The following is a 24,580-nucleotide window of genomic DNA, read 5'->3' as shown; positions in this document are numbered from 1 at the left end:
GGAGGAAAGAAATGGTGGAGTCGATCGCACGCGTGCGTCACATCCGCGTGACCCCCATGAAGGCCCGTCGTGTCGTCAACATGATCCGCGGCAAGCAGGCTCAGGAGGCCCTGGCCATCCTGAAGTTCGCCCCCCAGGGTGCGAGCGAGCCCGTGTACAAGCTCGTCGCCTCGGCCATCGCGAACGCTCGCGTCAAGGCCGATGCCACGAACACCTACCTGGACGAGCAGGACCTCTACGTGAAGACGGCATTCGTCGACGAGGGCACCACCCTCAAGCGATTCCAGCCGCGCGCGCAGGGTCGTGCCTTCCGCATCAACAAGCGCACGAGCCACATCACCGTCGTGCTCGGCACGCCCGAGGAGGGTACGAAGTAATGGGTCAGAAAGTCAACCCGTACGGCTTCCGTCTCGGCATCACCACCGACCACGTGTCGCGGTGGTTCTCCGACTCGACGAAGCCCGGACAGCGCTACGCCGACTACCTCGCCGAGGACGTCAAGATCCGTCGCCTGCTCCAGACCTCGCTCGACCGCGCGGGTGTCTCGCGCATCGAGATCGAGCGCACCCGTGACCGCGTGCGTGTGGACATCCACACCGCGCGTCCCGGCATCGTGATCGGTCGCCGCGGCGCCGAGGCCGAGCGCATCCGCGCCGACCTCGAGAAGCTCACCGGCAAGCAGATCCAGCTCAACATCCTCGAGGTGAAGAACCCCGAGGCCGACGCCCAGCTCGTCGCGCAGGGCATCGCCGAGCAGCTCTCGGCTCGTGTGGCGTTCCGCCGCGCGATGCGCAAGGGCCTGCAGGGCGCGCAGCGCGCCGGCGCCAAGGGTGTCCGCATCCAGGTGTCGGGCCGTCTCGGCGGCGCCGAGATGAGCCGCTCGGAGTTCTACCGCGAAGGCCGTGTGCCCCTGCACACCCTCCGCGCGAACATCGACTACGGCTTCTACGAGGCCAAGACCACCTTCGGCCGCATCGGCGTGAAGGTCTGGATCTACAAGGGCGACATCACCAACAAGGAACTCGCGCGCGAGCAGGCGGCCCAGAAGCCGTCCCGCGACCGCAACGACCGTCCCCGTCGCGACCGCGCCCCCAAGGCCGAGCCGGCGACCGCAGGAGTTGAGGCATAACCATGTTGATTCCCCGTCGAGTCAAGTACCGCAAGCAGCACCACCCCGGCCGCTCGGGCCAGGCCACCGGTGGCACCAAGGTGTCGTTCGGTGAGTACGGCATCCAGGCGCTCACGCCCGCTTACGTGACCAACCGTCAGATCGAGTCCGCTCGTATCGCCATGACGCGTCACATCAAGCGTGGCGGCAAGGTGTGGATCAACATCTACCCCGACCGTCCGCTCACGAAGAAGCCGGCCGAAACCCGAATGGGTTCCGGTAAGGGTTCGCCCGAGTGGTGGGTCGCCAACGTCAAGCCGGGTCGCGTCCTCTTCGAGGTCTCGGGCGTCTCTGAAGAGCTCGCCCGCGAAGCCATGACCCGTGCCATCCACAAGCTGCCCCTCAAGGCACGCATCATCAAGCGCGAGGAGGGCGACGCATAATGGCCGTCGGCACCAAGGAGCTCAGCCCCGCAGAGCTCGACACCTTTGAAGACGAGCGACTCGTCGACGAGCTGAAGAAGGCCAAGGAAGAGCTGTTCAACCTGCGCTTCCAGTCGGCCACCGGCCAGCTCGAGAGCCACGGCCGCCTCCGTGCGGTCAAGCGCGACATCGCCCGCATCTACACGGTCATCCGTGAGCGCGAGCTCGGCATCCGTGCCACGCCCGCGCCGGTCGAGGCGGCTCCCGCCAAGGCTGAGAAGAAGACGAAGAAGGCCAAGGCCGAGGCGGAAGCCCCGGCTGAGGCCGCAGAGACGAAGGAGGCCTGATCATGGCTGAGACCAAGAAGGCTTCGGCCGAGGTCGACACCGCGGCCGAGCTCGTCCGCGGCTACCGCAAGGTTCGTCGCGGCTACGTCGTCAGCGACAAGATGGACAAGACCATCGTCGTCGAGGTCGAGGACCGCGTGAAGCACCCGCTGTACGGCAAGGTCATCCGCCGTACCTCGAAGGTCAAGGCGCACGACGAGCAGAACACCGCCGGCATCGGCGACCTCGTCGTGATCAGCGAGACCCGTCCCCTCTCCGCCACGAAGCGCTGGCGTCTCGTCGAGATCGTCGAGAAGGCCAAGTAAGCCTCGGGCTTGCTTGAAAGAAGGAGTTCGAAGTGCTTCAGCAGGAATCACGAGTCAAGGTCGCCGACAACACCGGCGCCAAGGAGCTGCTCACGATCCGCGTTCTCGGCGGGTCCAAGCGCCGTTACGCCGGCATCGGTGATGTCGTCGTCGCGACCGTCAAGGACGCGATCCCCGGCGGCAACGTCAAGAAGGGCGATGTGGTCAAGGCCGTCATCGTCCGCACCGTCAAGGAGACCCGTCGTCCCGACGGCTCGTACATCAAGTTCGACGAGAACGCCGCGGTCATCCTGAAGAACGACGGTGACCCCCGCGGCACCCGTATCTTCGGTCCGGTCGGTCGCGAGCTCCGCGACAAGAAGTTCATGAAGATCATCTCGCTGGCACCGGAGGTGCTGTAAACATGGCCAACATCAAGAAGGGCGACCTCGTCCAGGTCATCTCGGGCCGCAGCCAGGCACGCGGTGGAGACCGCGGCAAGCAGGGCAAGGTCCTCGAGGTGCTCGTCGCCGAGAACCGCGTCGTCGTCGAAGGCATCAACTTCGTCACGAAGCACGTTCGCGTCGGCCAGACGCAGCGCGGCTCGAAGACCGGTGGCATCGAGACCCACGAGGCGCCGATCCACGTGTCGAACGTCGCGATCGTCGACCCCGAGACGAAGAAGCCGACCCGCGTCGGCTTCCGCACCGAGCAGGTGACGAAGGACGGCGTCACGAAGACCGTCCGCGTCCGCTACGCCAAGAAGTCAGGTAAGGACCTGTAATGACCGACACGGCTACGCAGGCTGGCAAAATCCAGCCGCGACTGAAGACCAAGTACCGCGGCGAGATCGCCAAGGGCCTCACCGAGCAGTTCGAGTACTCGAACCCGCACCAGGTGCCCGGCCTCGTGAAGATCGTCGTGAACATGGGTGTCGGCGAGGCCGCCCGCGATGGCAAGGTCATCGACGGTGCGATCGCCGACCTCATCAAGATCACCGGCCAGAAGCCGCAGGTGACCAAGGCCCGCAAGTCCATCGCGCAGTTCAAGCTGCGCGAGGGCCAGCCGATCGGTGCGCACGTCACGCTGCGCGGCGACCGCATGTGGGAGTTCCTGGACCGCCTGCTCTCGCTCGCCCTGCCCCGCATCCGCGACTTCCGCGGCCTCAGCGACCAGCAGTTCGACGGCAACGGCAACTACACCTTCGGTCTCACGGAGCAGTCGATGTTCCACGAGATCGACCAGGACAAGATCGACCGCGTTCGCGGCATGGACATCACCGTGGTGACCACCGCCAAGAACGACGAGGAGGGTCGTGCGCTGCTCAAGGCGCTCGGCTTCCCGTTCAAGTCGACCGACAACGCGTAAGAGCTGCGTGTAGTAAGCTCTACGAGTTTGTGCTCGCACCTGCCGGTCTCCGATCGCTCGGAGGCCGGCGGGTGAGGGACTTCGGTCTCACGCAATCGCTGAGGCCACACCACAGGTCAGTCCCCGTGTAACGGGTCCTGAAACCTGGTGAACGTAAGGAACGAATCGTCATGACGATGACCGACCCGGTCGCTGACATGCTGACCCGCCTGCGGAACGCCAACTCCGCACACCACGACTCCGTGTCGATGCCGAACTCGAAGCTCAAGGCGCACATCGCCGAGATCCTGAAGACCGAGGGCTACATCGCCGACTTCGAGGTCGCTGACGCTCGCGTGGGCAAGACCCTCACGCTGAAGCTCAAGTTCGGCCCGAACCGCGAGCGCTCGATCGCCGGCATCAAGCGCGTCTCGAAGCCCGGTCTCCGCGTGTACGCGAAGTCGACCGAGCTCCCCAAGGTCCTCGGCGGCCTCGGCGTTGCGATCCTGTCCACTTCCAGCGGTCTGCTCACCGACCGCCAGGCCGAGAAGAAGGGCGTGGGTGGGGAAGTCCTCGCCTACGTGTGGTAATCCCATGTCACGAATCGGACGTCTCCCCATCGACATCCCCGCGGGTGTCGACGTCAAGATCGACGGCTCGGCCGTCACCGTCAAGGGCCCGAAGGGCGAGCTCTCGCTCAACGTCGCGTCCCCCATCGAGGTCAAGCTCGAGGAGAACCAGGTCGTCGTGACCCGTCCCGACGACGAGCGCGCCTCGCGTTCGCTGCACGGCCTCACGCGTACCCTCATCGCCAACGACATCATCGGCGTGACCCAGGGCTACTCCAAGGGCCTCGAGATCGTCGGTACCGGTTACCGCGTCGCGCAGAAGGGCAGCGCCGTCGAGTTCGCGCTCGGCTTCTCGCACCCGGTCACGGTCGAGGCGCCTGCAGGCATCACGCTGACCGTCGAGGGCAACAACAAGATCACGGTCGCCGGCATCTCGAAGCAGGCCGTCGGCGAGACCGCCGCCAACATCCGCAAGATCAAGAAGCCCGAGCCGTACAAGGGCAAGGGCATCCGCTACGCCGGCGAGGTCGTGCGTCGCAAGGCCGGAAAGTCAGGTAAGTAATCATGGCTGTGAAGAGCAAGACGGCCGCGCGTTCGCGCCGCCACACCCGCCTTCGCAAGAAGATCGTCGGCACGGAGCTCCGCCCCCGTCTCGTCGTCACCCGTTCGGCCCGCCACGTCTTCGTGCAGGTCGTCGACGACGCCAAGGGTCACACCGTCGCGTCGGCGTCGACCATGGAGGCCGACCTCCGTGCGTTCGACGGTGACAAGACCGCCAAGGCGAAGAAGGTCGGCGAGCTCGTCGCCGAGCGCGCCAAGCAGGCCGGTGTCGAGTCCGTCGTCTTCGACCGCGGCGGCAACAAGTACGCCGGTCGCGTTGCCGCGATCGCCGATGGAGCGCGAGAGGCAGGGCTCAACCTGTGAGCGAGAACACTGTGAAGGAGACCGAGGTGACTGCAGAGGCACCCGTCGAGACGGCCGCAGCTTCTGAGCCGGCTCGCAACGAGCGCGACAACCGCCGCGGCGGCGGTCGCGACCGCAACCAGGGCGGCCGTGACCGCGGTGGTCGCGACGCCGAGAAGAGCCAGTTCCTCGAGCGCGTCGTCACGATCAACCGCGTGTCGAAGGTCGTCAAGGGCGGTCGTCGCTTCAGCTTCACGGCGCTCGTCGTCGTGGGCGACGGCAACGGCCTCGTGGGCGTCGGCTACGGCAAGGCCCGCGAAGTCCCGACCGCGATCTCGAAGGGCGTCGAGGAGGCGAAGAAGAACTTCTTCCGCGTCCCCCGCGTCGGTTCGACCATTCCCCACCCCGTCCAGGGTGAGGCCGCTGCCGGTGTGGTGCTCCTGCGCCCGGCGTCGCCCGGTACCGGTGTTATCGCCGGTGGCCCGGTCCGCGCCGTGCTCGAGTGCGCCGGCATCCACGACGTGCTCTCGAAGTCGCTCGGCTCCTCGAACACGATCAACATCGTGCACGCCACGGTCGAGTCGCTGAAGCAGCTCGAAGAGCCCCGTGCGGTCGCCGCCCGTCGTGGTCTCGACTACGACGAGGTCGCCCCCGCGCGTCTCATCCGTGCCGAGGCGCAGGCGGCCGAGGCCGCCGCAGCAGCGAAGGCAGGTGCCTGATGGCCAAGCAGCTGAAGGTGACCCAGATCAAGTCCAAGGTGAGCGAGAAGCAGTACCAGCGTGACACGCTGCGCAGCCTCGGTCTCAAGCGAATCGGCCAGTCGGTCGTGCGTGAGGACACCCCGCAGAACCGCGGGTACGTCAACACCGTCGCTCACCTCGTGAAGGTTGAGGAGATTGACTAATGGCTGACGAGAAGAACGTCGCCGAGGAGACCCCGAAGAAGGCTCCCGCCAAGAAGGCCCCCGCCAAGGCGGCTGCCGAGAAGGCCCCCGCGAAGAAGGCCGCCCCCAAGGCTGCTGCTGCGAAGGCCGAGACGGCTGAGAAGGCTCCTGCGAAGAAGGCTCCCGCGAAGAAGGCGGCCCCCAAGGCCGACGTCGCGGAGAAGCGCGAGCAGGTCCTGAAGGTCCACCACCTCCGCCCGGCTCCCGGCGCCAAGAAGGACAAGACCCGCGTCGGACGCGGTGAGGGTTCGAAGGGCAAGACCGCCGGTCGCGGCACCAAGGGTTCGAAGGCCCGCAACAACATCCGCCCCGGCTTCGAGGGTGGCCAGCTTCCGTACCACATGCGTGCGCCGAAGCTCCGCGGCTTCAAGAACCCCTTCCGCGTCGAGTACCAGGTCGTGAACCTCGACAAGCTGGCCGAGCTCTACCCGACGGGCGGCGACGTCACCATCGCCGACCTGATCGAGAAGGGTGCCGTCCGCAAGAACGAGCGCGTCAAGGTGCTCGGCAACGGCGACATCCAGGTCAAGCTCAACGTGGCCGTCGACAAGGTCTCCGGCTCGGCTGAGCAGAAGATCGTCGCCGCCGGCGGCTCGGTCAAGTAAGACCGAAACACGATTGGTTCGAGCCAGTCGGGACCTCGCGTAGGATAAGCGGGGTCTCGACTGGCTCGAGTCGTATACGAACCAACTCCACGCGGGGCACGGACGCGCCGCTCGGAGCAACAGGAGGACGAGTGTTCAACGCCATCGGGCGGATCTTCCGCACGCCGGATCTTCGCCGCAAGCTCGGTTTCACGCTGGGCATTGTCGCCCTGTTCCGGCTCGGATCCTTCATCCCCGCGCCGTTCGTCGACTTCGGCAACGTGCAGCAGTGTCTCGCGGCGAACCAGGCGGCCGGGGCGTCGGGTCTCTACGACCTCGTGAACCTCTTCTCGGGCGGCGCGCTGCTGCAGCTCTCGATCTTCGCGCTCGGCATCATGCCGTACATCACGGCGTCGATCATCGTGCAGCTGCTCCGTGTCGTGATCCCCCACTTCGAGACCCTCTACAAGGAGGGCCAGGCCGGCCAGGGCAAGCTCACGCAGTACACCCGCTACCTGACCATCGCGCTCGGCGTGCTGCAGTCGACGACGCTCATCACGGTCGCCCGCTCCGGCGCGCTCTTCCCCAACAGCGACCCCGCGTGCTCGGCGCTGATCACGAACGACGCGTGGTACGCGATCCTGCTCATGGTCATCACCATGACCGCCGGTACCGGCCTCATCATGTGGATGGGCGAGCTCATCACCGAGCGCGGCATCGGCAACGGCATGTCGCTCCTGATCTTCACCTCGATCGCCGCGACCTTCCCGGGCTCGCTGTGGGCGATCGGCATCGCGCGCGGCTGGGACGTCTTCGCGATCGTGCTCCTCATCGGCCTCGCGATCGTCGTGGCGGTCGTCTTCGTCGAGCAGAGCCAGCGGCGCATCCCGGTGCAGTACGCGAAGCGCATGGTCGGGCGACGCACGTACGGCGGCAACAACACGTACATCCCGATCAAGGTCAACATGGCCGGCGTCGTGCCCGTCATCTTCGCCTCGTCGCTGCTGTACCTGCCTGCGCTCATCGCGCAGTTCAACCAGCCCGCCGCCGGTGAGGACCCGCAGCCGTGGGTGCTCTGGATCACGAACTACCTGACCAAGGGCGACCACCCGCTCTACATGCTGCTGTACTTCCTGCTCATCGTCGGCTTCACGTACTTCTACGTCGCGATCACCTTCAACCCCGACGAGGTCGCCGAGAACATGAAGAAGTACGGCGGCTTCATCCCGGGCATCCGCGCGGGCCGCCCGACGGCCGAGTACCTCGACTACGTGCTCACGCGCATCACGGCGCCCGGCTCGCTCTACCTCGGCCTCGTCGCGCTGATCCCGCTGATCGCGTTCGTCCTCGTCGGCGCCAACCAGAACTTCCCGTTCGGCGGCGCGTCGATCCTCATCATCGTCGGCGTCGGTCTCGAGACCGTCAAGCAGATCGACGCCCAACTCCAGCAGCGACACTACGAAGGACTTCTCCGATGACAGCTTCCGCTACCAGCTCCGCCCGTTTCCTGATCGTCGGGCCCCAGGGCTCCGGCAAGGGAACACAGGGCGTGCTCGTCGCGGAGGCGTTCGGGGTACCGCAGGTCGCCACCGGCGACATCTTCCGCGCGAACGTCGCGGGTGGCACCGAGCTCGGCAAGCGGGTCCAGGCGATCATCGAGGCCGGCGACCTCGTTCCCGACGCGCTCACCAGCGAGCTGGTGCGCGATCGTCTGGCGCAGCCGGATGCCGCTGAGGGCTTCCTGCTCGACGGCTACCCCCGCAACCGCGGTCAGGTCGACGACCTCGACGCGTTCCTCTCGTCGCGCGGCGAGTCGCTCGACGCCGTGATCGAGCTCGAGGTGCCGCGCGACGAGTCGATCCAGCGCATCCACCAGCGTGCGATCGAGCAGGGGCGCACCGACGACACCGAAGAGGTCATCGCGAACCGCCTGGCGATCTACGAGCGCGAGACCGCGCCGATCCTCGACGTGTACCGCGAAAGCGGGCTCGTCGTCCGCATCGATGGAGTCGGCACCCTCGCCGAGGTCACCGCCCGCATCTTCGAGTCGCTCGCCGCTCGGGGCCTGGCTCCGCGGCACCCCGGCGCCGCAGCCTGAGTCGCGTGTTCCGGCGTTCGATCTACAAGTCGCCGGCCCAGCTGCGATCGATGGTCGCGGCGGGCCGTGCGACGGCCGCTGCGCTTGCTGAGGCCCGTCGTCTCGCCGTCGCCGGAGCGACCGGGCTCGAACTCGACGCCGCGGCCGAGCGGGTCATCACCCAGGCCGGCGGCCGCTCGAACTTCCAGCTCGTGCCCGGGTACCGGCACACGCTCTGCGTTTCGGTGAACGACGACATCGTGCACGGCATCCCGGGGGAGCGTCGGTTCCAGCCGGGTGACATCGTCTCGGTCGACGGCGGCGCCGAGGTCGACGGGTGGAACGGCGACTCCGCATTCACCGTGGTGCTGCCCGACCCGTCGCGCCCCGAGATCGTCGCCGCGCGCGAGCGACTGTCGGCCGTGACGGAGTCCGCGCTCTGGGTCGGCATCGCGGCGCTCGCCCGCGCCTCGCACCTCAACGAGGTCGGTGCGGCCATCGAGGACCACGTGCGCTCCGAAGGGGAGTACGGGATCCTCACCGACTACGTCGGACACGGCATCGGCCGAACCATGCACGAGGAGCCGCCGGTCTTCAACTACCGGGTCGACCGGCGCGGGCCCGCCGTCAAGCCGGGGCTCGTCGTCGCGATCGAGCCGATGCTCGTCGCCGGTGCGATCGAGAGCTTCATCCGCGACGACGACTGGACGGTCACCACGGCCGACGGAGCCGACGCGGCCCACTGGGAGCACAGCGTCGCCGTGCACGCGGGCGGCATCTGGGTGCTGACCGCGCCCGACGGCGGGGCCGCCGGACTCGCGCCGTTCGGCATCGTGCCCGCCCCCATCGCCTGAACGCCCCGAGGGCTAGGCTGGGATCGGGCGCTCGCGAGGTCGCCCTGTTCCGATCGGGCCGGGGGTGGTCGAGGTGGAGTACAGCGGAACCGGCGTCGGGCGCGGCATCGCGATCGGCCCGGTGGCCTGGATGTCGCCGCCGATGCCGGAGCCCTCGGCGGCGCCGAGTCTCGTCACCGCGGAGCGCGAGCTCGAGCGCGCGCAGGACGCCGCCGCAGAGGTCGCGCGGGAGCTCCGCCGTCGTGCGGGCACGGTCGACGGCAGCGGTCGCGAGGTGCTCGAGGCCCAGGCGCTCATGCTCGAGGATCCCGCGGTCGACTCGAGCGTCAGGGAGCACCTCGCCAGGGGGGTCACCGCCGAACGGGCGGTGTTCGACGCGTTCGCGGGGTACCGTGCGCTCCTCATGGGCATGGGCGGGTATCTCGCCGAGCGCGCCGCCGACCTCGCCGACCTGTCGCAGCGGGTGATCGCCGTGCTCACGCACTCGTCCCCGCCCGGCGTTCCCGACCCCGGGCATCCGTTCGTGCTCGTCGCGAACGACCTCGCGCCGGCCGACACGGCGACCCTCGACCTCGAGCAGGTGCTCGCGGTCGTCACGCTCGAAGGCGGCCCGACCTCGCACACCGCGATCCTCGCGCGTGAGAAATCGCTCGTCGCGATCGTCGGCGCGGATGCCTCGGGGCTGGTCGAGGGCGCGACGGTGATCGTGGACGCGGAACGCGGTCGCATCCTGACCGACCCGACTGCGGAGGACGTCGCTGCCGCGACCGCCAGGCAGGAGGCGCTCGTCGCCGAGGCCGCCGCGCCGATCACCGCCGGGCGCCTCGCCGACGGCACCCCGATGCCGCTCCTCGCGAACCTCGGCTCACCCGACGGGGCCGCGGAAGCGGTGCGGCTCGGGGCGGAGGGCGTCGGCCTGTTCCGCACCGAGTTCCTGTTCCTCGACGCGGAGGCCGCACCGACGGTCGAAGCGCAGCGGGACGCCTACGAACGGCTCCTCGCCGCGTTCCCGGGCCGGAAGGTGGTCGTCCGCGTCCTCGACGCGGGCGCCGACAAGCCGCTCGCGTTCCTCGGCGGAGCGCACGAGGAGAACCCTGCGCTCGGGCTCCGCGGCATCCGTGCCCTTCGGCGTGCCGAACCGGTGCTGCGCGACCAGCTCGACGCCCTCGCCGGCGCCGCCGCCCGAAGCTCGGCGAAGGTGGAGGTCATGGCGCCGATGATCGCCACGGTCGAGGAGGCCGACTGGTTCGCCGCCGTCGCGCGCGAGTCGGGGCTCCCGGTCGCCGGGGTCATGATCGAGGTGCCGGCGGCGGCGCTGCTCGCACGACGGATGCTCGGCGTCGTCGATTTCGCCTCGATCGGCACGAACGACCTCACGCAGTACACGATGGCCGCGGATCGGCTCCTCGGCGGGGTGGCGGAGTTGCAGGATCCCTGGCATCCTGCGGTGCTGCGGCTCGTCCGAGAGGTGGGGGAGGCCGGCGCCGCCCTCGGGAAGCCGGTCGGCATCTGCGGCGAGGCCGCCGCCGATCCGCTGCTCGCCGTCGTGCTCGTCGGCCTCGGCGCGACGAGCCTCTCGATGTCGCCCTCGGCGCTGGCCGGGGTCCGCGCGCAGCTCGCGCGGGTCACCGCTGCGCAAGCCCGGGAGATCGCCGCAGCGGCCCTCGACGCGGACGACGCGGCGACCGCGCGACGAGCCGCCCGGGCCGCCGCCGACGCGTTCCTCGGGTGACGTCCGCCCCGTTGCATCCGGCGATCGCGGCCTCGACTGGCGAAATCGGGCGAAATGACCTAAAGTTGACCCTTGGTGTTCTGCACGCCTGCCTTGGCATGCCCGACGACCTCGTCGAAGGGCATCCCGAACGGCTCGCGTGCAGCAGTCATCGCACGACCAGCATCCCAAACTCCAAGCGATAGTGAGGCTATGGCCAAGAAAGACGGCGTCATCGAGATCGAAGGCTCGGTCATCGAGGCTCTCCCGAACGCAATGTTCCGGGTCGAGCTCACGAACGGGCACAAAGTCCTCGCGCACATCTCAGGAAAGATGCGCCAGCACTACATCCGCATCCTCCCCGAGGACCGCGTGATCGTGGAACTGAGCCCGTACGACCTGACGCGCGGGCGCATCGTCTACCGCTACAAGTAAGGGCTGCCGGAAAGTAACGGCCCGCGGCATCCCGCGGGCACGAGGACAGCGAACCAGAGGAACCACTGTGAAGGTCAACCCCAGCGTCAAGAAGATCTGCGACAAGTGCAAGGTCATCCGCCGTCACGGCCGCGTGATGGTCATCTGCGAGAACCCGCGCCACAAGCAGCGCCAGGGCTAGTCGCCGGACGCGGGGGCCCGCCTCGGGCGTGCCCCCACTCCCACAACTGAATACGAAATCGGCACTGCCAGATCCCGCTCACGCGGGGGACACCTCGGGACGGAGGCCCGGGCACCGGCAGTGCTCCACACCTCCACTTCGAAACAGGAGAAGCCACAACATGGCACGTCTGGCAGGAGTCGACATCCCGCGCGAGAAGCGCGTGGAGATCGCACTGACTTACATTTTCGGCGTCGGCCGCACTCGCGCGCTGCAGACGCTCGCGGAGACCGGCATCGACGGGAACATCCGCGTGAAGGACCTCAGCGACGAGCAGCTCGTCGCACTTCGTGACTACATCGAAGGCAACTTCAAGGTCGAGGGTGACCTCCGCCGTGAGGTCGCCGCGGACATCCGCCGCAAGGTCGAGATCGGCTCGTACGAGGGCCTCCGCCACCGCCGTGGTCTCCCGGTCCGCGGTCAGCGCACCAAGACCAACGCTCGTACCCGCAAGGGCCCGAAGCGCACCGTCGCCGGCAAGAAGAAGCCCGGCCGCAAGTAACCGCTCGTCGCCAGATCTAGGAGATTTCACACATGGCAGCACCCAAGGCGGCTACTCGCAAGCCGCGCAAGAAGGAAAAGAAGAACATCGCCGTGGGCCAGGCCCACATCAAGTCGACGTTCAACAACACGATCGTCTCGATCACCGACACCACCGGTGCCGTGATCAGCTGGGCCTCCTCCGGTGGCGTCGGCTTCAAGGGCTCGCGCAAGTCGACCCCGTTCGCCGCTCAGCTCGCCGCCGAGTCGGCCGCGCGCCAGGCGCAGGAGCACGGCATGAAGAAGGTCGATGTCTTCGTCAAGGGCCCCGGCTCGGGCCGTGAGACCGCGATCCGTTCGCTCCAGGCCGCGGGCCTCGAGGTCGGCAGCATCAACGACGTGACGCCCCAGGCGCACAACGGCTGCCGCCCGCCCAAGCGCCGCCGCGTCTAAGGCTCTCCGTGCCGGTGGTCGGGCCCGCGCTCTTCGGAGCGCGCCCGGCCACCGGGCATCCGTTCTCACACAACTCAAGATCCTCGACCTCGCAGGTGTCATATAGCGGACACCCTGCCGAAAGGAATCAACAGTGCTGATCGCACAGCGCCCGACGCTCACCGAAGAGAACATCTCGGAGTTCCGTTCGCGTTTCGTGATCGAGCCCCTCGAGCCGGGCTTCGGTTACACCCTCGGCAACTCGCTTCGCCGCACCCTCCTCTCCTCGATCCCCGGCGCGGCCGTGACGAGCATCCGCATCGACGGCGTGCTCCACGAGTTCTCGACGGTCCCCGGTGTGAAGGAGGATGTCACCGAGATCATCCTGAACATCAAGAACCTGGTCGTCTCGAGCGAGCACGACGAGCCCATCACCGCCTACCTGCGCAAGCAGGGCGCCGGTGAGGTCACGGCAGCCGACATCTCCGCTCCGGCGGGCGTCGAGGTGCACAACCCCGAGCTCGTCATCGCGACGCTCAACGACTCGGCCAAGTTCGAGCTCGAGCTCACGATCGAGCGTGGCCGCGGCTACGTCTCGGCTTCGCAGAACCGCAACGAGTACTCCGAGGCCGGCCAGATCCCGGTCGACTCGATCTACTCGCCGGTGCTCAAGGTCACCTACCGCGTCGAGGCCACCCGTGCCGGCGAGCGCACCGACTTCGACCGCCTCGTGGTCGACGTCGAGTCGAAGCCGGCCATCTCGCCGCGCGACGCGATCGCGTCGGCAGGCCGTACCCTCACCGAGCTGTTCGGCCTCGCACGCGAGCTGAACACCGCGGCCGAGGGAATCGAGATCGGCCCCGCGCCGGTCGACGCCGTGCTCTCGAGCGAGCTCTCGATCCCGATCGAAGATCTCGACCTCTCGGTGCGCAGCTACAACTGCCTGAAGCGCGAAGGCATCAACACGGTGTCGGAGCTCGTCGCCCTCTCGGAGTCGCAGCTCATGAACATCCGCAACTTCGGTCAGAAGTCGGTCGACGAGGTCAAGGACAAGCTCACTGAGATGAACCTGTCCCTCAAGGACTCGGTTCCCGGTTTCGACGGCGCCCACTTCTACACCGGCTTCGACGACGAGAACTAGTCGCTCGCGCACGTAGCACCGACCCCCACACACTGGAGATAACGAACCATGCCGAAGCCCACCAAGGGCCCCCGCCTCGGAGGCGGCCCCTCGCACGAGCGGCTCATGCTCGCGAACCTCGCGGCTGCGCTCTACACGCACAAGAGCATCACCACGACCGAGACCAAGGCGAAGCGACTCCGTCCGCTCGCCGAGCGCCTCATCACCTTCGCGAAGCGCGGCGACCTGCACGCCCGCCGTCGCGTGCTCGCCGTGATCGGCGACAAGGCCGTCGTGCACGAGCTGTTCGCGGTCATCGCACCGCAGGTCGCCGACCGTGAGGGCGGCTACACCCGCATCACGAAGATCGGCAACCGCAAGGGCGACAACGCGCCCATGGCGGTCATCGAGCTCGTGCTCGAGCCGGTCGTGAAGAAGCAGCGCGCCGCGAAGCCCGCCGCCGAGGCCGCGCCCGCCGAGGTCGTCGAGGAGACCGAGGTCGTCGAGGAGGCCGCCGAGGCCCCCGCCGCCGAGGAGACCAGCGAGGCTGCGGCCGACGAGGCTCCCGCCGAGGAGACCGAGGCCGCCGAGGCCAAGTAGCCTCGATCGCCGTCGAACGGGCCCCTGTGCACAACGCACAGGGGCCCGTTCGCGTACTCGCTAGACTCTCGTCGGCCCGTGGCTCGGGCTCGGCATCGCCCGCGGGGCGCATGCCGCCCTCCACCGCCGAAGGACGAGATGGTCACGAGCACGATGGTCCCGGTCGACCGGGACCTCTCGATCGATTTCGCCCGGGCGTTCTGCCTGCCGGTCGTCGTGCTGCTGCATGCGCTGCAGATGGGGATCGGCGGCGACCCGCTGCGTGCGTTCAACGCGCTCGACGGCTTCGAGCCGCTCGCATGGGCGACGTGGCCGCTCATGATCATGCCCGTGTTCTTCATCTGCGGCGGTTTCGCCTCGATCACCCAGTGGCGTCGGCTCAGGGGCCACGGCGAGACGGTCGCCCACTACGTCCGGGTCCGTGCGATCCGCCTGGCGCAGCCGGTCGTCGGCGTGGTCGCCGCGGTCGGCGCAGTGCTCGTCGTCATGACGGCCGCCGGGGTCGATCCCGAGTTCGTGCGCACCTTCGCCGTGCGATTGGCCGAGCCGCTCTGGTTCATCCCCGTCTACCTCGTCTGCACGGCGTTCGTGCCGCTCATGAGCCGCCTCCACCGGCATGCGCCGTGGCCGACGTATCTCGGGCTCGCCGCGGCCGTCGTCGCGGTCGACGTCGCGAGTCGCGGGCTCGGCCTTCCGATCGGTGCGCTCAACTGGCTCTTCGTGTGGCTCTTCGCGCAGCAGCTCGGCTTCGGGCTGCGCGACGGCTGGTTCGCACGCCGATCCCGGCTCGTGCTCGTCGCCGTCGCAGCCGGCGCCTACGCCGTCATCGGCGTACTGGTCACGGTGTTCGGGTACTCGCACGACATGCTCGACAACCTCAACCCGCCCACGCTCGCGATCCTCGCTCTCGCGCTCGGCCAGGCGTGCCTCTTCGCACTGTTCCAGCCGGCGATCCGGCGCGCCATGCGGTGGCGTCCGATGCTCGGCGCGGTCTACGTGTTCGGCGTGTACGGCATGGTGATCTACCTCTGGCACACCTTCGCGATGGCGGTCGTGACGGGTGCGCAGCTCGCGGCCGGTGTGCCGTTCCCGCCGGTGCTCTCACCGGGGTGGTGGGCGACGAGGCCCCTCTGGATCCTCGCGATCGCGATCGTCGTCGCGGGCTGCTGCCTGGTCGTGCCGCGTCTCGAACGGCACTGGCCCGCCCCGGTCGAACGCACGACGCCGCTGCCGTTCGTGATCGTCTGGTCGCTCTTCGCCGTCGCGGGGGTCGGCGTGCTGCTCACCCTCGGGTACGTTCCGTGGACGCACGGGCTCCTCGGCTGGTCGCTCGTGACGGTCGCGGTCGTGGCGCTCATCGTCGGCGGGCCGGGTGCCGGGCGTCACACGGGCGGCGCCGACGAGGCCGCCGGCGCGCGCCCGGGGGCAGCCGCATCGAGCGCGCAGACAGGCGGCGGCGTTCGCGCGTAGGCTTGAGCCATGTCCGAACCCGAGCCCGTCGTCGTCGGCGACGATCCAGCTCCGGTCAGGATCCGCCTCGGGATCGCCTACGACGGGACCGACTTCAAGGGGTGGAGCCGCCAGCCGCGGCTCCGCACCGTGCAGGGGGTCGTCGAGGAGGCACTTGCCACGCTCTTCCGCCGTGAGCACGTCGTGCCGCGTCTCACGGTCGCGGGCCGTACGGATGCGGGCGTCCACGCGACCGGGCAGGTCGCGCACTTCGACGTGCCGAGTGCAGCGCTCGCGGCGGTGACGCGGCCCCGCCGCGGCGAGGACGGCCCAGAGGCCGATGCGGCGGGCGTCCTGCTCCGCAGGCTCTCGGGCATCATCGGCGCGGCCGATGCCGACGTGGTGGTCACGCATGCCGAGCCCGCCCCCGAGGGGTTCGACGCGCGATTCTCCGCCATCTGGCGTCGTTACGAGTACCGCATCGCCGACGGCGGCTCGGCTCGCGATCCGCTGCAACGGCTCCGCACGGTCTGGATGCCCCGCGGACTCGACGTCACCGCGATGGATGCCGCGGCCCGCACCCTCACCGGCCTCCACGACTTCGCCGCGTTCTGCAGGCCGCGTCCCGAGGCGACGACCATCCGCACGCTGCAGGAGTTCGGCTGGCACCGCGCAGACGACGGGGTGCTCGTCGCCCGGCTGCAGGCCGACGCCTTCTGCCACTCGATGGTGCGCGCACTCGTCGGAGCGTGCGTCGCCGTGGGGGAGGGCCGGCTCGCGCCGACCGACCCCGAGGTGCTGCTCGCCGCCCGCGAGCGGACGAGCGCGTTCAAGGTCATGCCCGCCAAGGGGCTCGTGCTCACCGAGGTCGGGTACCCCGACGACGCCGAGCTCGAGGCGCGCGCCGTGCAGACCCGGGCGCGACGGGAGCTCCGGGAGCGTGGCATCCACGACCCCGACGCCGATGTCGCGGGCGACCCGGCCGCAGCTGAAGCGCCCGCTGAGCCGGCGCGATTCTGATTCGTGCAGCGAAGCTGCTAAGATCTCCCTTTGGTGCCGTTCTCTGCAGCGGTGCCCGATGTTGAGCCCTCCAACCGGGCGTTCGCGCGCATCGCGTTCGAACTCCCCACGGAGTGGGATTCACGAACCCCTCACTCGATCAGAAAGCAGCACTTCCGTGACGCGCACCTATACCCCCAAGCCGAACGAGATCCAGCGCGACTGGGTCGTCATCGACGCGACCGACATCGTGCTCGGCCGTCTCGCGAGCCACTCCGCAGCCCTGCTGCGCGGCAAGCACAAGGCGATCTTCGCCAACCACGTCGACACCGGTGACTTCGTCATCATCGTCAACGCCGACAAGGTGGCCCTCACCGGCCAGAAGCTCGAGCAGAAGAAGGCGTACCGCCACTCGGGCTACCCGGGCGGCCTCAAGGCCGTCGGCTACGCCGAGCTCCTCGAGAAGAACCCCGTTCGCGCCGTCGAGAAGGCGATCCGCGGCATGCTCCCGAAGAACTCGCTCGGCCGGGCCCAGCTGAAGAAGCTCAAGGTCTACGCCGGCCCCGAGCACCCGCACGCGGCGCAGCAGCCCAAGCCGTACACCCTCACCCAGGTCGCCCAGTAATTCCGGCACCCTCGACGTTCTCGAAATAAGGATTCACACCAAAATGGCGAAGATCGCAGACCAGATCGAAGCGGCTCCCGAGAGCTACACGACCGAGAGCGCCCCCGCGGCCGCTCCCACCACCCCCCGCGCCGTGCTCAACGTCTCGGGCGCAGCCGTCGGCCGTCGCAAGCAGGCCATCGCCCGCGTGCGCGTCATCCCCGGTGCCGGCACCATCACGGTCAACGGCCGTGAGTTCGCCGCGTACTTCCCGAGCAAGCTGCACCAGCAGCTCATCACCGACCCCTTCACCGTGCTCGAGCTCACCGGCTCGTACGACGTCGTGGCGAAGATCACCGGTGGCGGCCCCGCCGGCCAGGCCGGTGCGCTCCGTCTCGCGATCGCTCGCGCGCTCAACGAGATCGACCGTGAGAACAACCGGCCGACCCTGAAGAAGGCCGGCTTCCTCACGCGTGACGCCCGCGTCATCGAGCGCAAGAAGGCCGGTCTCAAGAAGGCCCGCAAGGCTCCGCAGTTCTCGAAGCGCTGATCCGCTCCGCGATTCCGTATGCCTCGGCTTTTCGGAACGGACGGGGTCCGGGGCCTGGCCAACCGTGAACTCACGGCTGACCTGGCCCTGGGCCTCTCCCAGGCGGCTGCGGCCGTCCTCACGAAGGGTCGTCACGCCGACGAGATCCGTGCGGCGGGCAAGCGCCCCGTCGCCGTCGTCGCACGCGACCCTCGTGTCTCCGGTGAGTTCCTCACCGCCGCGGTGTCCGCCGGCCTCGCGAGCTCCGGCGTCGACGTGCTCGACGCCGGGGTCATCCCGACTCCCGCGACCGCGTTCCTCATCGACTCGATCAACGCCGACTTCGGGGTCATGATCTCGGCGTCGCACAATCCGGCGCCCGACAACGGCATCAAGTTCTTCTCCTACGGCGGCACGAAGCTGCCCGACGAGGTCGAAGACCGGATCGAGTCGCACCTCGGCAAGCAGAAGCTCGCGCCCATCGGCGACGGCGTCGGCCGTATCCGGCGCTTCTCCGACGCCGAGGACCGCTACGTCGTGCACCTGCTCGGCACGCTGCCGCATCGGCTCGACGGTCTCAAGATCGTGCTCGACTGCGCCCACGGCGCTGCCGCGGGCGTCTCACCCCAGACTTTCGCGGACGCAGGCGCCGAGCTCGTCGTCATCGGGGCCGACCCCGACGGCATCAACATCAACGACGGCGTCGGCTCGACCCACCTCGCGCAGCTCCAGGCCGCCGTGCTCGAACACGGCGCCGACCTCGGCATCGCCCACGACGGCGACGCCGACCGCTGCCTCGCGGTCGACGGCGACGGCAACATCGTCGACGGCGACATGATCATGGCGATCCTCGCCGTCTCGATGAAGGAGCGGGGCACGCTCACCGACGACACCCTCGTCGTGACGGTCATGTCGAACCTCGGACTCAAGCACGCGATGGCCGAGCACGGCATCGACATCGTGGAGACGAAGGTCGGAGACCGCTACGTGCTCGAGGCCCTCGGCGCGGGCGGATTCGCCCTGGGCGGCGAGCAGTCGGGCCACGTCATCATGAGCGAGTACGCGACGACCGGCGACGGTGTGCTCACCGGCCTGCATCTCGCAGCAGAGGTCGCGCGCACCGGCAAGAGTCTCGCCGAGCTCGCCTCGGTGATGACGGTCTACCCGCAGATCCTCGTGAACGTGCGCGGCGTCGACCACCACCGGCTTGCGGGCAACGAGGCGATCGCCGCCGCCGTCGCCGCGGTCGAGGCCGAGCTCGGCGATTCCGGTCGCGTGCTCCTGCGCCCCTCGGGCACCGAACCCATGGTGCGGGTCATGGTCGAGGCATCAGACCAGGCGGAGGCCGACCGTCATGCTGCGGCCCTCGCCGAGGTCGTGAAGGCCGAACTCGCGCTCTGACGCGCAACCCCTCGCGCCCAGCAGAACGCGGGCGTTTCAGGACGGCTCCCACGGAACCGTCCTGAAACGCGCATTTCGTGCTGTGCTGTTGCGCCGCGACGCCGTGCCGTGCGGTGGCCCGCCGCACTTCAGAGCTTGCGCAGCAGCACGCTCGACACGGTGTGATCGGCGCTCTTACGCAGCACGAGCGACGCCCGCGAGCGCGTCGGCCGGATGTTCTGCAGCAGGTTCGGCTCGTTGATCGAATGCCAGATCTCGCGCGACCGCTGACGTGCCTCGTCCTCGGTGAGCGAGGCATAGCGGTGGAAGTAGGAGCGGGGGTTCGTGAACGCGCCGCGCTGGAGCTTCAGGAAGCGCTCCTCGTACCACCGCGCGATGTCGTTCGTGCGTGCGTCGACGTAGATGGTGAAGTCGAAGAGATCGCTCACGGCGAGCCGATGCCCGGGGCCGGGCGGCTGCAGCACGTTGAGGCCCTCGACGATCAGCACGTCGGGACGGCGCACGGTCACCTGCGCGTCTGGGACGATGTCGTACGCGAGGTGCGAGTAGAAGGGGGCCCGCACCTCGGCGGCTCCGGCCTTGACCTCGCTGACGAATCGGAGGAGTGCGCGACGGTCGTACGACTCGGGGAAGCCCTTGCGTGCCATGAGACCCCGGCGCTCGAGTTCGGCGTTCGGGAAGAGGAACCCGTCGGTCGTGACGAGCTCGACGCGGGGAGTGTGCTCCCAGCGGGCGAGGAGCTCGCGCAGCAGGCGTGCGATCGTCGACTTGCCGACCGCGACGGAGCCGGCGACGCCGATGACGAACGGCGTCGACTCGAATCGCTCGCGGAGGAACTCGCTCGCGACCTTGTGCAGTGACTTCGTGCCGCCGACGTAGAGGTTCAGAAGCCGGCTGAGGGGAAGGTATACCTCGGCGACCTCGGTGGGGTCGAGCGGTTCGCCGAGCCCGCGCAGCTGCACGATCTCGGTCTCGCGGAGCGGAGACGGCATCGACGGGGCGAGCGCCGCCCAGTCGGCTCGGTCGAGTTCGATGAACGGCGAGATCTGCGTCGAGTGCGACGACGGGCTCTGCTGATCCGGCACCGTGCCAGTGTAGTGCGGGCCCGGACGCCGGGTGGTCGCCTGCTTCGTCGTCCCGGACGCTCGAGCCGCAACCGCTCGGGGCGGTCGCCCAGTCGCGCGCCAGTAGAATCGGCCGCATGTGTGGAATCGTCGGATACGTCGGAGAGCGCAACAGCCTCGACGTCCTCATGGGCGGCCTGCGCCGTCTCGAATACCGCGGTTACGACTCCGCGGGAGTGGCGGTCGTCGACGGCGACGGCGCCATCGAGACCGCGAAGCGGGCGGGCAAGCTGAAAGTTCTGGCCGAGGAACTCGAGCGCAACCCGCTTCACGCGGGCGGCACCGGTATCGGCCACACGCGCTGGGCGACGCACGGCGGCCCGACCGACGTCAACGCACACCCGCACCTCGGCGACGAGGGGCGTCTCGCGCTCATTCACAACGGCATCATCGAGAACTTCGCGGAGCTGAAGGACGAGCTCCTCGCCGAGGGCTTCACCTTCGAGTCGGAGACCGACACCGAGGTCGCCGCGGTGCTCCTCGGCCGTGAGTACCGTGCCGCCGGCGACCTCCGTCGGGCGTTCCGCAACACCGTCTCCCGCCTGGAGGGCGCGTTCACCCTGCTCGCGGTCCACCGCTCAGAGCCCGGCCTCGTCGTCGGTGCGCGCCGCAACTCCCCGCTCGTGATCGGGCTCGGCGAAGGTGAGAACTTCCTCGGTTCGGATGTCGCGGCCTTCGTCGAGTACACGAAGCATGCCGTCGCCGTCGGCCAGGACCAGATCGTCGCGATCACCGCCGACGGCGTCGTCGTCACCGACTTCGAGGGCGCGCCCGTCGAGGTCGAGCCCTTCGAGGTCGCCTGGGATGCCTCGGCCGCGGAGAAGGGCGGCTGGTCGTCGTTCATGCGCAAGGAGGTGTCGGAGCAGCCCGATGCCGTCGCGAACACGATCCGAGGCCGCGTCGTCGACGGGGCCGTCGTGATCCCCGAGCTCGAGGGCTTCGGCGACGACGAGCTCCGCGGCATCCGCCGCATCTCGGTGATCGCGTGCGGCACCGCCTCGTACGCGGGCATGGTCGCGAAGTACGCGATCGAGCAGTGGGCCCGCGTGCCGGTCGAGGTCGAGCTCAGCCACGAGTTCCGCTATCGCGAACCGGTGCTCGACGACGACACGCTCGTCGTGTCAATCAGCCAGTCGGGCGAGACGATGGACACGCTCATGGCCGTCAAGTACGCCCGTGAGCAGGGTGCGCGCACGATCTCGATCTGCAACACGCAGGGCGCGACGATCCCGCGCGAGTCCGACGCCGTCGTCTACACCCACGCCGGCCCCGAGGTCGCAGTCGCCTCGACGAAGGCGTTCGTCGCACAGATCACGGCGCTCTACCTGTTCGGCCTGCACCTCGCGCGCGTGCGCGGCACGCTCGACGACGCGGCGCTCGCCGCACAGCTCGCCGAGCTCACGGCGGTGCCCGGGAAGCTCGAGCAGGTGCTCGGTGAGGGCGAGAAGGTCGCGCAGCTCGCGCACTGGATGGCGGACACCCGCGCGGTGCTCTTCCTCGGGCGCCACGTCGGCTACCCGATCGCCCTCGAGGGCGCGTTGAAGCTCAAGGAGCTCGCGTACATCCACGCCGAGGGCTTCGCAGCGGGCGAGCTGAAGCACGGCCCGATCGCGCTCATCGAGCCCGGCCAGCCCGTCTTCGTCGTCGTGCCGAGCCCGCGTCACGTGGGCAGCCTCCACCCGAAGGTCGTCTCGAACATCCAGGAGATCCGCGCCCGCGGCGCCCGCGTCATCGCGATCGCCGAGGCCGGGGACGCGGCGGTGCTGCCGTTCGCCGACGAGGTCATCCGCATCCCGCTCGCCGCGCCGCTCTTCGAGCCGCTCCTCGCGGTCGTGCCGCTGCAGATCTTCGCGATGGAGCTCTCGCAGGCGAAGGGCCTCGACGTCGACCAGCCGCGCAACCTCGCGAAGTCGGTGACGGTCGAGTGACCCTGGGCGCGGGGGCCGAGTGATCGCCGGCATCGGCATCGATGTCGTGGACATCGGGCGCTTCGAGCGCTCGATCGCCCGGACTCCCGCGCTCGTCGAACGATTGTTCGCCGAGAGCGAACGCGACCGCCCCGCCCGCTCGCTCGCGGCGCGCTTCGCCGCGAAGGAGGCGCTGATCAAGGCGCTCGGCGGTCACACCGTGATCCGCTGGCACGACATGCGGATCGTGCAGGATGCCGACGGGAACCCCGATTTCGTGCTCTCCGGGGCGCTCGCAGCACACGTCGCGAGCCTCGGCATCGAGCGGGTGCATCTCTCGATGAGCCACGACGCAGGCATCGCGAGCGCGTTCGTCGTGCTCGAGAAGGGCGTGCGATGAACGGGCCGGATTCCACGGGGCTGCCCTTCCGCGAGGCCGTCGTCGACCTCGACGCGCTCACGGGCAACGTCCGCACGATCGCCGCACGCGTGGCCCCGGCCGAGGTCATCGCCGTGGTGAAGGCCGATGCCTACGGGCACGGCGCCGTGGCCGCCGCGCGTGCCGCGCTCGCGGGCGGTGCGTCCCGGCTCGGCGTGGCCGACCTCGCCGAGGCGCACGAACTCCGGGCGGCGGGCATCGACGTGCCGGTGCTCGCGTGGCTGCACGGGCCCGAGCCCGACTTCGCGCGAGCCGTCGCCGACGACATCGAACTCGGCATCTCGAGCCGGTCGCAGCTCGAGCGCGCGGCTTCGGCGGCGACGGCCGTCGCCGATCGCGGCCCCGCGGCGTCGACTCGGGCGCGGGTGCACCTCAAGATCGACACGGGCCTCAGCCGAAACGGCGTGCCCGAGTCCGAGTGGGCCGAGGTCGTCGCCCGCGCCGCCGAACTCGAGCGCGGCGGGCTGGTCGACGTGGTCGGGGTGTTCAGCCACTTCGCGAACACCTCGCGCGAGGTCGACGCGGCGCAGCTCGCCGCCTTCGACCGTGCGCTCGCCGTCGCCCGCGAGGCCGGCCTGACTCCGGTGATCCGGCACATCGCCTCCACTGAGCAGGCGCTGCGCGATCCGAGCGCGCGCTACGACGCCGTGCGCATCGGCATCGGCCTGTACGGGCTCACCCCGTTCGGCGACGGCACGACCGCTGCAGACCTCGGGCTCACGCCGATCATGACGCTCCGCGCCCGGGTCGCCGCAGTGCGCCGCGTCGAACCGGGCGCCGGCGCCTCGTACAGCCACATCTGGCACGCCGAGCGGCCGACCACGCTCGCTCTCGTGCCGCTCGGCTACGCCGACGGCGTGCCGCGCCACGCCTCGGGCACCGGCGCGGAGGTGCTGCTCGCAGGGCGTCGCCGGCCGATCGTCGGCCGAATCGCGATGGACCAGTTCATCGTCGACGCAGGCGACGACGAGGTCGAGGTCGGCGACGAGGTCGTGCTCTTCGGCGACCCCGCCACCGGGGCGCCGACGGCCGACGAATGGGGCGAGTGGACGGGCACGATCGGCTACGAGATCGTCACCCGGATCGGCCCGCGCGTGCCGCGCCGTTGGGTGGGCGCGAGCGGCGAGGCTCGCGCGTGAGCGTCGTCCGGTCGTTCGCGACCCCTGAAGAGATGTCGGCGTTCGGCCGTGAGCTCGGCGCCGAGCTTCGTGCCGGCGACCTGCTCGTGCTCACGGGCCCGCTCGGCGCGGGCAAGACGACCCTCACCCGTGGGATCGGTGCGGGCCTCGGCGTGCGCGGCCCGGTGCAGAGCCCGACCTTCGTCATCGCCCGGACCCACCCGAACCTCGGTGACGGCCCGGCGCTCATCCACGTCGACGCCTACCGCCTCGGGGAGGCCGCGCTCGTCGACGACCTCGACCTCGACATCGCGCACTCGGTCGTCGTCGTCGAGTGGGGCGCCGGGATCGTCGAGGAGCTCAGCGACTCGCGGCTCGAGATCGTGATCGAGCGCCCGACCGGCGCGAGCGAGGCGCACGACGGCGACGGCGCCGACGACGGCGACGGCGCCGACGACGCCGATTCGGACTCCGACGAGGAGCTCGACGCCGACGAGCCCCGCACGGTCGGCGTGCGCGGCATCGGGCCGCGCTGGGCGGGCACCCGCTACGCCGCGACCGCCTAGGCTTGACT

34 protein-coding genes are annotated in these 24,580 nt (G+C 69.2%); 33 read left to right on the top strand and 1 reads right to left on the bottom strand.

What is annotated here, in order from left to right; translation table 11 throughout:
• Positions 1-11 precede the first annotated feature (11 nt).
• From rplV to glmM, 29 genes are all read left to right on the top strand, one after another.
• Positions 12-377 carry a 50S ribosomal protein L22 gene (gene rplV / locus ACFVTX_RS04465; RefSeq protein WP_386898355.1) on the top strand — a complete coding sequence of 122 codons (366 nt, stop codon included), beginning with the start codon at positions 12-14 and terminating at the stop codon, positions 375-377.
• A complete protein-coding gene (gene rpsC / locus ACFVTX_RS04460; protein ID WP_157423219.1) occupies positions 377-1,129 on the top strand; it encodes a 30S ribosomal protein S3 in 753 nt (250 codons plus the stop codon). The genes rplV and rpsC overlap by 1 nt, the downstream gene beginning before the upstream one ends.
• A 2-nt stretch (positions 1,130-1,131) precedes the next feature.
• A complete protein-coding gene (gene rplP / locus ACFVTX_RS04455; protein WP_022889731.1) occupies positions 1,132-1,551 on the top strand; it encodes a 50S ribosomal protein L16 in 420 nt (139 codons plus the stop codon).
• Positions 1,551-1,877 (top strand): 50S ribosomal protein L29, encoded by a 327-nt coding sequence (rpmC, locus tag ACFVTX_RS04450; RefSeq protein WP_386898354.1) that lies wholly within the window; start codon positions 1,551-1,553, stop codon positions 1,875-1,877. Before rplP ends, rpmC begins: the two co-directional genes overlap by 1 nt.
• A 2-nt stretch (positions 1,878-1,879) precedes the next feature.
• Positions 1,880-2,182 (top strand): 30S ribosomal protein S17, encoded by a 303-nt coding sequence (rpsQ, locus tag ACFVTX_RS04445; RefSeq protein WP_204458663.1) that lies wholly within the window; start codon positions 1,880-1,882, stop codon positions 2,180-2,182.
• A 32-nt stretch (positions 2,183-2,214) separates the two neighbouring features.
• Positions 2,215-2,583, top strand: a complete 369-nt coding sequence (gene rplN / locus ACFVTX_RS04440) for a 50S ribosomal protein L14 (protein ID WP_386898353.1) — start codon at positions 2,215-2,217, stop codon at positions 2,581-2,583.
• A 2-nt stretch (positions 2,584-2,585) separates the two neighbouring features.
• Positions 2,586-2,945 carry a 50S ribosomal protein L24 gene (rplX, locus tag ACFVTX_RS04435; RefSeq protein WP_386898352.1) on the top strand — a complete coding sequence of 120 codons (360 nt, stop codon included), beginning with the start codon at positions 2,586-2,588 and terminating at the stop codon, positions 2,943-2,945.
• A complete protein-coding gene (rplE, locus tag ACFVTX_RS04430) occupies positions 2,945-3,529 on the top strand; it encodes a 50S ribosomal protein L5 (RefSeq protein ID WP_386898351.1) in 585 nt (194 codons plus the stop codon). The genes rplX and rplE overlap by 1 nt, the downstream gene beginning before the upstream one ends.
• A gap of 170 nt (positions 3,530-3,699) precedes the next feature.
• Positions 3,700-4,098: a 30S ribosomal protein S8 gene (gene rpsH / locus ACFVTX_RS04425; protein WP_386898350.1), complete on the top strand. Its 399-nt coding sequence runs from the start codon at positions 3,700-3,702 to the stop codon at positions 4,096-4,098.
• A gap of 4 nt (positions 4,099-4,102) precedes the next feature.
• The gene (rplF, locus tag ACFVTX_RS04420) at positions 4,103-4,639 is read left to right on the top strand and encodes a 50S ribosomal protein L6 (RefSeq protein ID WP_386898349.1); all 537 of its coding nucleotides are present in this window, start codon (positions 4,103-4,105) and stop codon (positions 4,637-4,639) included.
• A gap of 2 nt (positions 4,640-4,641) precedes the next feature.
• Positions 4,642-5,001, top strand: coding sequence for a 50S ribosomal protein L18 (gene rplR / locus ACFVTX_RS04415; RefSeq protein ID WP_386898348.1), 360 nt, complete (start codon positions 4,642-4,644; stop codon positions 4,999-5,001).
• Positions 5,002-5,027: 26 nt separating this feature from the next.
• Positions 5,028-5,699 carry a 30S ribosomal protein S5 gene (gene rpsE, locus ACFVTX_RS04410; RefSeq protein WP_386898347.1) on the top strand — a complete coding sequence of 224 codons (672 nt, stop codon included), beginning with the start codon at positions 5,028-5,030 and terminating at the stop codon, positions 5,697-5,699.
• Positions 5,699-5,884, top strand: coding sequence for a 50S ribosomal protein L30 (rpmD, locus tag ACFVTX_RS04405; protein WP_022889741.1), 186 nt, complete (start codon positions 5,699-5,701; stop codon positions 5,882-5,884). The genes rpsE and rpmD overlap by 1 nt, the downstream gene beginning before the upstream one ends.
• Positions 5,884-6,528 (top strand): 50S ribosomal protein L15, encoded by a 645-nt coding sequence (gene rplO / locus ACFVTX_RS04400; RefSeq protein ID WP_386898346.1) that lies wholly within the window; start codon positions 5,884-5,886, stop codon positions 6,526-6,528. Before rpmD ends, rplO begins: the two co-directional genes overlap by 1 nt.
• 131 nt (positions 6,529-6,659) lie before the next feature.
• Complete coding sequence (gene secY / locus ACFVTX_RS04395; RefSeq protein WP_386898345.1) at positions 6,660-7,985, top strand: preprotein translocase subunit SecY; 1,326 nt, start codon at positions 6,660-6,662, stop codon at positions 7,983-7,985.
• The gene (locus tag ACFVTX_RS04390; RefSeq protein ID WP_386898344.1) at positions 7,982-8,605 is read left to right on the top strand and encodes an adenylate kinase; all 624 of its coding nucleotides are present in this window, start codon (positions 7,982-7,984) and stop codon (positions 8,603-8,605) included. The genes secY and ACFVTX_RS04390 overlap by 4 nt, the downstream gene beginning before the upstream one ends.
• Positions 8,606-8,610: 5 nt before the next feature.
• A complete protein-coding gene (gene map / locus ACFVTX_RS04385) occupies positions 8,611-9,438 on the top strand; it encodes a type I methionyl aminopeptidase (RefSeq protein ID WP_386898343.1) in 828 nt (275 codons plus the stop codon).
• A 73-nt stretch (positions 9,439-9,511) separates the two neighbouring features.
• Positions 9,512-11,170, top strand: a complete 1,659-nt coding sequence (ptsP, locus tag ACFVTX_RS04380; protein ID WP_386898342.1) for a phosphoenolpyruvate--protein phosphotransferase — start codon at positions 9,512-9,514, stop codon at positions 11,168-11,170.
• 192 nt (positions 11,171-11,362) lie between these two features.
• Entirely contained in the window at positions 11,363-11,584 is a 222-nt protein-coding gene (gene infA, locus ACFVTX_RS04375; RefSeq protein ID WP_011186713.1) for a translation initiation factor IF-1, read from the top strand.
• 67 nt (positions 11,585-11,651) lie between these two features.
• Entirely contained in the window at positions 11,652-11,765 is a 114-nt protein-coding gene (gene rpmJ / locus ACFVTX_RS04370) for a 50S ribosomal protein L36 (RefSeq protein WP_008361054.1), read from the top strand.
• A gap of 160 nt (positions 11,766-11,925) precedes the next feature.
• Entirely contained in the window at positions 11,926-12,306 is a 381-nt protein-coding gene (gene rpsM / locus ACFVTX_RS04365; protein WP_376944328.1) for a 30S ribosomal protein S13, read from the top strand.
• A 32-nt stretch (positions 12,307-12,338) separates the two neighbouring features.
• Positions 12,339-12,737, top strand: a complete 399-nt coding sequence (rpsK, locus tag ACFVTX_RS04360) for a 30S ribosomal protein S11 (RefSeq protein ID WP_092668574.1) — start codon at positions 12,339-12,341, stop codon at positions 12,735-12,737.
• A 133-nt stretch (positions 12,738-12,870) separates the two neighbouring features.
• Positions 12,871-13,857 (top strand): DNA-directed RNA polymerase subunit alpha, encoded by a 987-nt coding sequence (locus ACFVTX_RS04355; protein WP_022889750.1) that lies wholly within the window; start codon positions 12,871-12,873, stop codon positions 13,855-13,857.
• A gap of 48 nt (positions 13,858-13,905) precedes the next feature.
• Positions 13,906-14,436, top strand: a complete 531-nt coding sequence (gene rplQ / locus ACFVTX_RS04350) for a 50S ribosomal protein L17 (protein WP_386898341.1) — start codon at positions 13,906-13,908, stop codon at positions 14,434-14,436.
• A 138-nt stretch (positions 14,437-14,574) separates the two neighbouring features.
• Complete coding sequence (locus ACFVTX_RS04345) at positions 14,575-15,906, top strand: acyltransferase (RefSeq protein WP_386898340.1); 1,332 nt, start codon at positions 14,575-14,577, stop codon at positions 15,904-15,906.
• A 9-nt stretch (positions 15,907-15,915) separates the two neighbouring features.
• Positions 15,916-16,905, top strand: coding sequence for a tRNA pseudouridine(38-40) synthase TruA (truA, locus tag ACFVTX_RS04340; protein ID WP_386898339.1), 990 nt, complete (start codon positions 15,916-15,918; stop codon positions 16,903-16,905).
• Positions 16,906-17,062: 157 nt separating this feature from the next.
• Entirely contained in the window at positions 17,063-17,509 is a 447-nt protein-coding gene (gene rplM, locus ACFVTX_RS04335; protein ID WP_386898338.1) for a 50S ribosomal protein L13, read from the top strand.
• A 43-nt stretch (positions 17,510-17,552) separates the two neighbouring features.
• Complete coding sequence (rpsI, locus tag ACFVTX_RS04330) at positions 17,553-18,038, top strand: 30S ribosomal protein S9 (RefSeq protein WP_386898337.1); 486 nt, start codon at positions 17,553-17,555, stop codon at positions 18,036-18,038.
• Between the two features lie 18 nt (positions 18,039-18,056).
• On the top strand, positions 18,057-19,418 hold the full coding sequence (glmM, locus tag ACFVTX_RS04325) for a phosphoglucosamine mutase (RefSeq protein ID WP_386898336.1): 1,362 nt from the start codon (positions 18,057-18,059) through the stop codon (positions 19,416-19,418).
• A gap of 128 nt (positions 19,419-19,546) precedes the next feature.
• Here the strand turns inward: glmM and coaA are convergent, their stop codons facing one another.
• The gene (coaA, locus tag ACFVTX_RS04320) at positions 19,547-20,503 is read right to left on the bottom strand and encodes a type I pantothenate kinase (protein WP_386898335.1); all 957 of its coding nucleotides are present in this window, start codon (positions 20,501-20,503) and stop codon (positions 19,547-19,549) included.
• 116 nt (positions 20,504-20,619) lie between these two features.
• On the opposite strand from coaA, the gene glmS reads away from it, so the two are divergent.
• From glmS to tsaE, 4 genes are read left to right on the top strand one after another with little or no spacing between them, the layout of a single operon-like run.
• Positions 20,620-22,470, top strand: coding sequence for a glutamine--fructose-6-phosphate transaminase (isomerizing) (gene glmS, locus ACFVTX_RS04315; RefSeq protein WP_386898334.1), 1,851 nt, complete (start codon positions 20,620-20,622; stop codon positions 22,468-22,470).
• 19 nt (positions 22,471-22,489) lie between these two features.
• Complete coding sequence (locus tag ACFVTX_RS04310) at positions 22,490-22,849, top strand: holo-ACP synthase (protein WP_386898333.1); 360 nt, start codon at positions 22,490-22,492, stop codon at positions 22,847-22,849.
• Positions 22,846-24,027 (top strand): alanine racemase, encoded by a 1,182-nt coding sequence (alr, locus tag ACFVTX_RS04305; RefSeq protein ID WP_386898332.1) that lies wholly within the window; start codon positions 22,846-22,848, stop codon positions 24,025-24,027. The genes ACFVTX_RS04310 and alr overlap by 4 nt, the downstream gene beginning before the upstream one ends.
• Positions 24,024-24,572 (top strand): tRNA (adenosine(37)-N6)-threonylcarbamoyltransferase complex ATPase subunit type 1 TsaE, encoded by a 549-nt coding sequence (gene tsaE / locus ACFVTX_RS04300; protein ID WP_386898331.1) that lies wholly within the window; start codon positions 24,024-24,026, stop codon positions 24,570-24,572. Before alr ends, tsaE begins: the two co-directional genes overlap by 4 nt.
• The last annotated feature ends 8 nt before the right edge of the window (positions 24,573-24,580 follow it).

The sequence above is a fragment of the Agromyces sp. NPDC058136 genome (genome assembly GCF_042884375.1).
Taxonomy (GTDB): domain Bacteria; phylum Actinomycetota; class Actinomycetes; order Actinomycetales; family Microbacteriaceae; genus Agromyces.
Note: the sequence above shows the minus strand (reverse complement) of the source record. Positions and strands in the feature narration are given on the sequence as shown.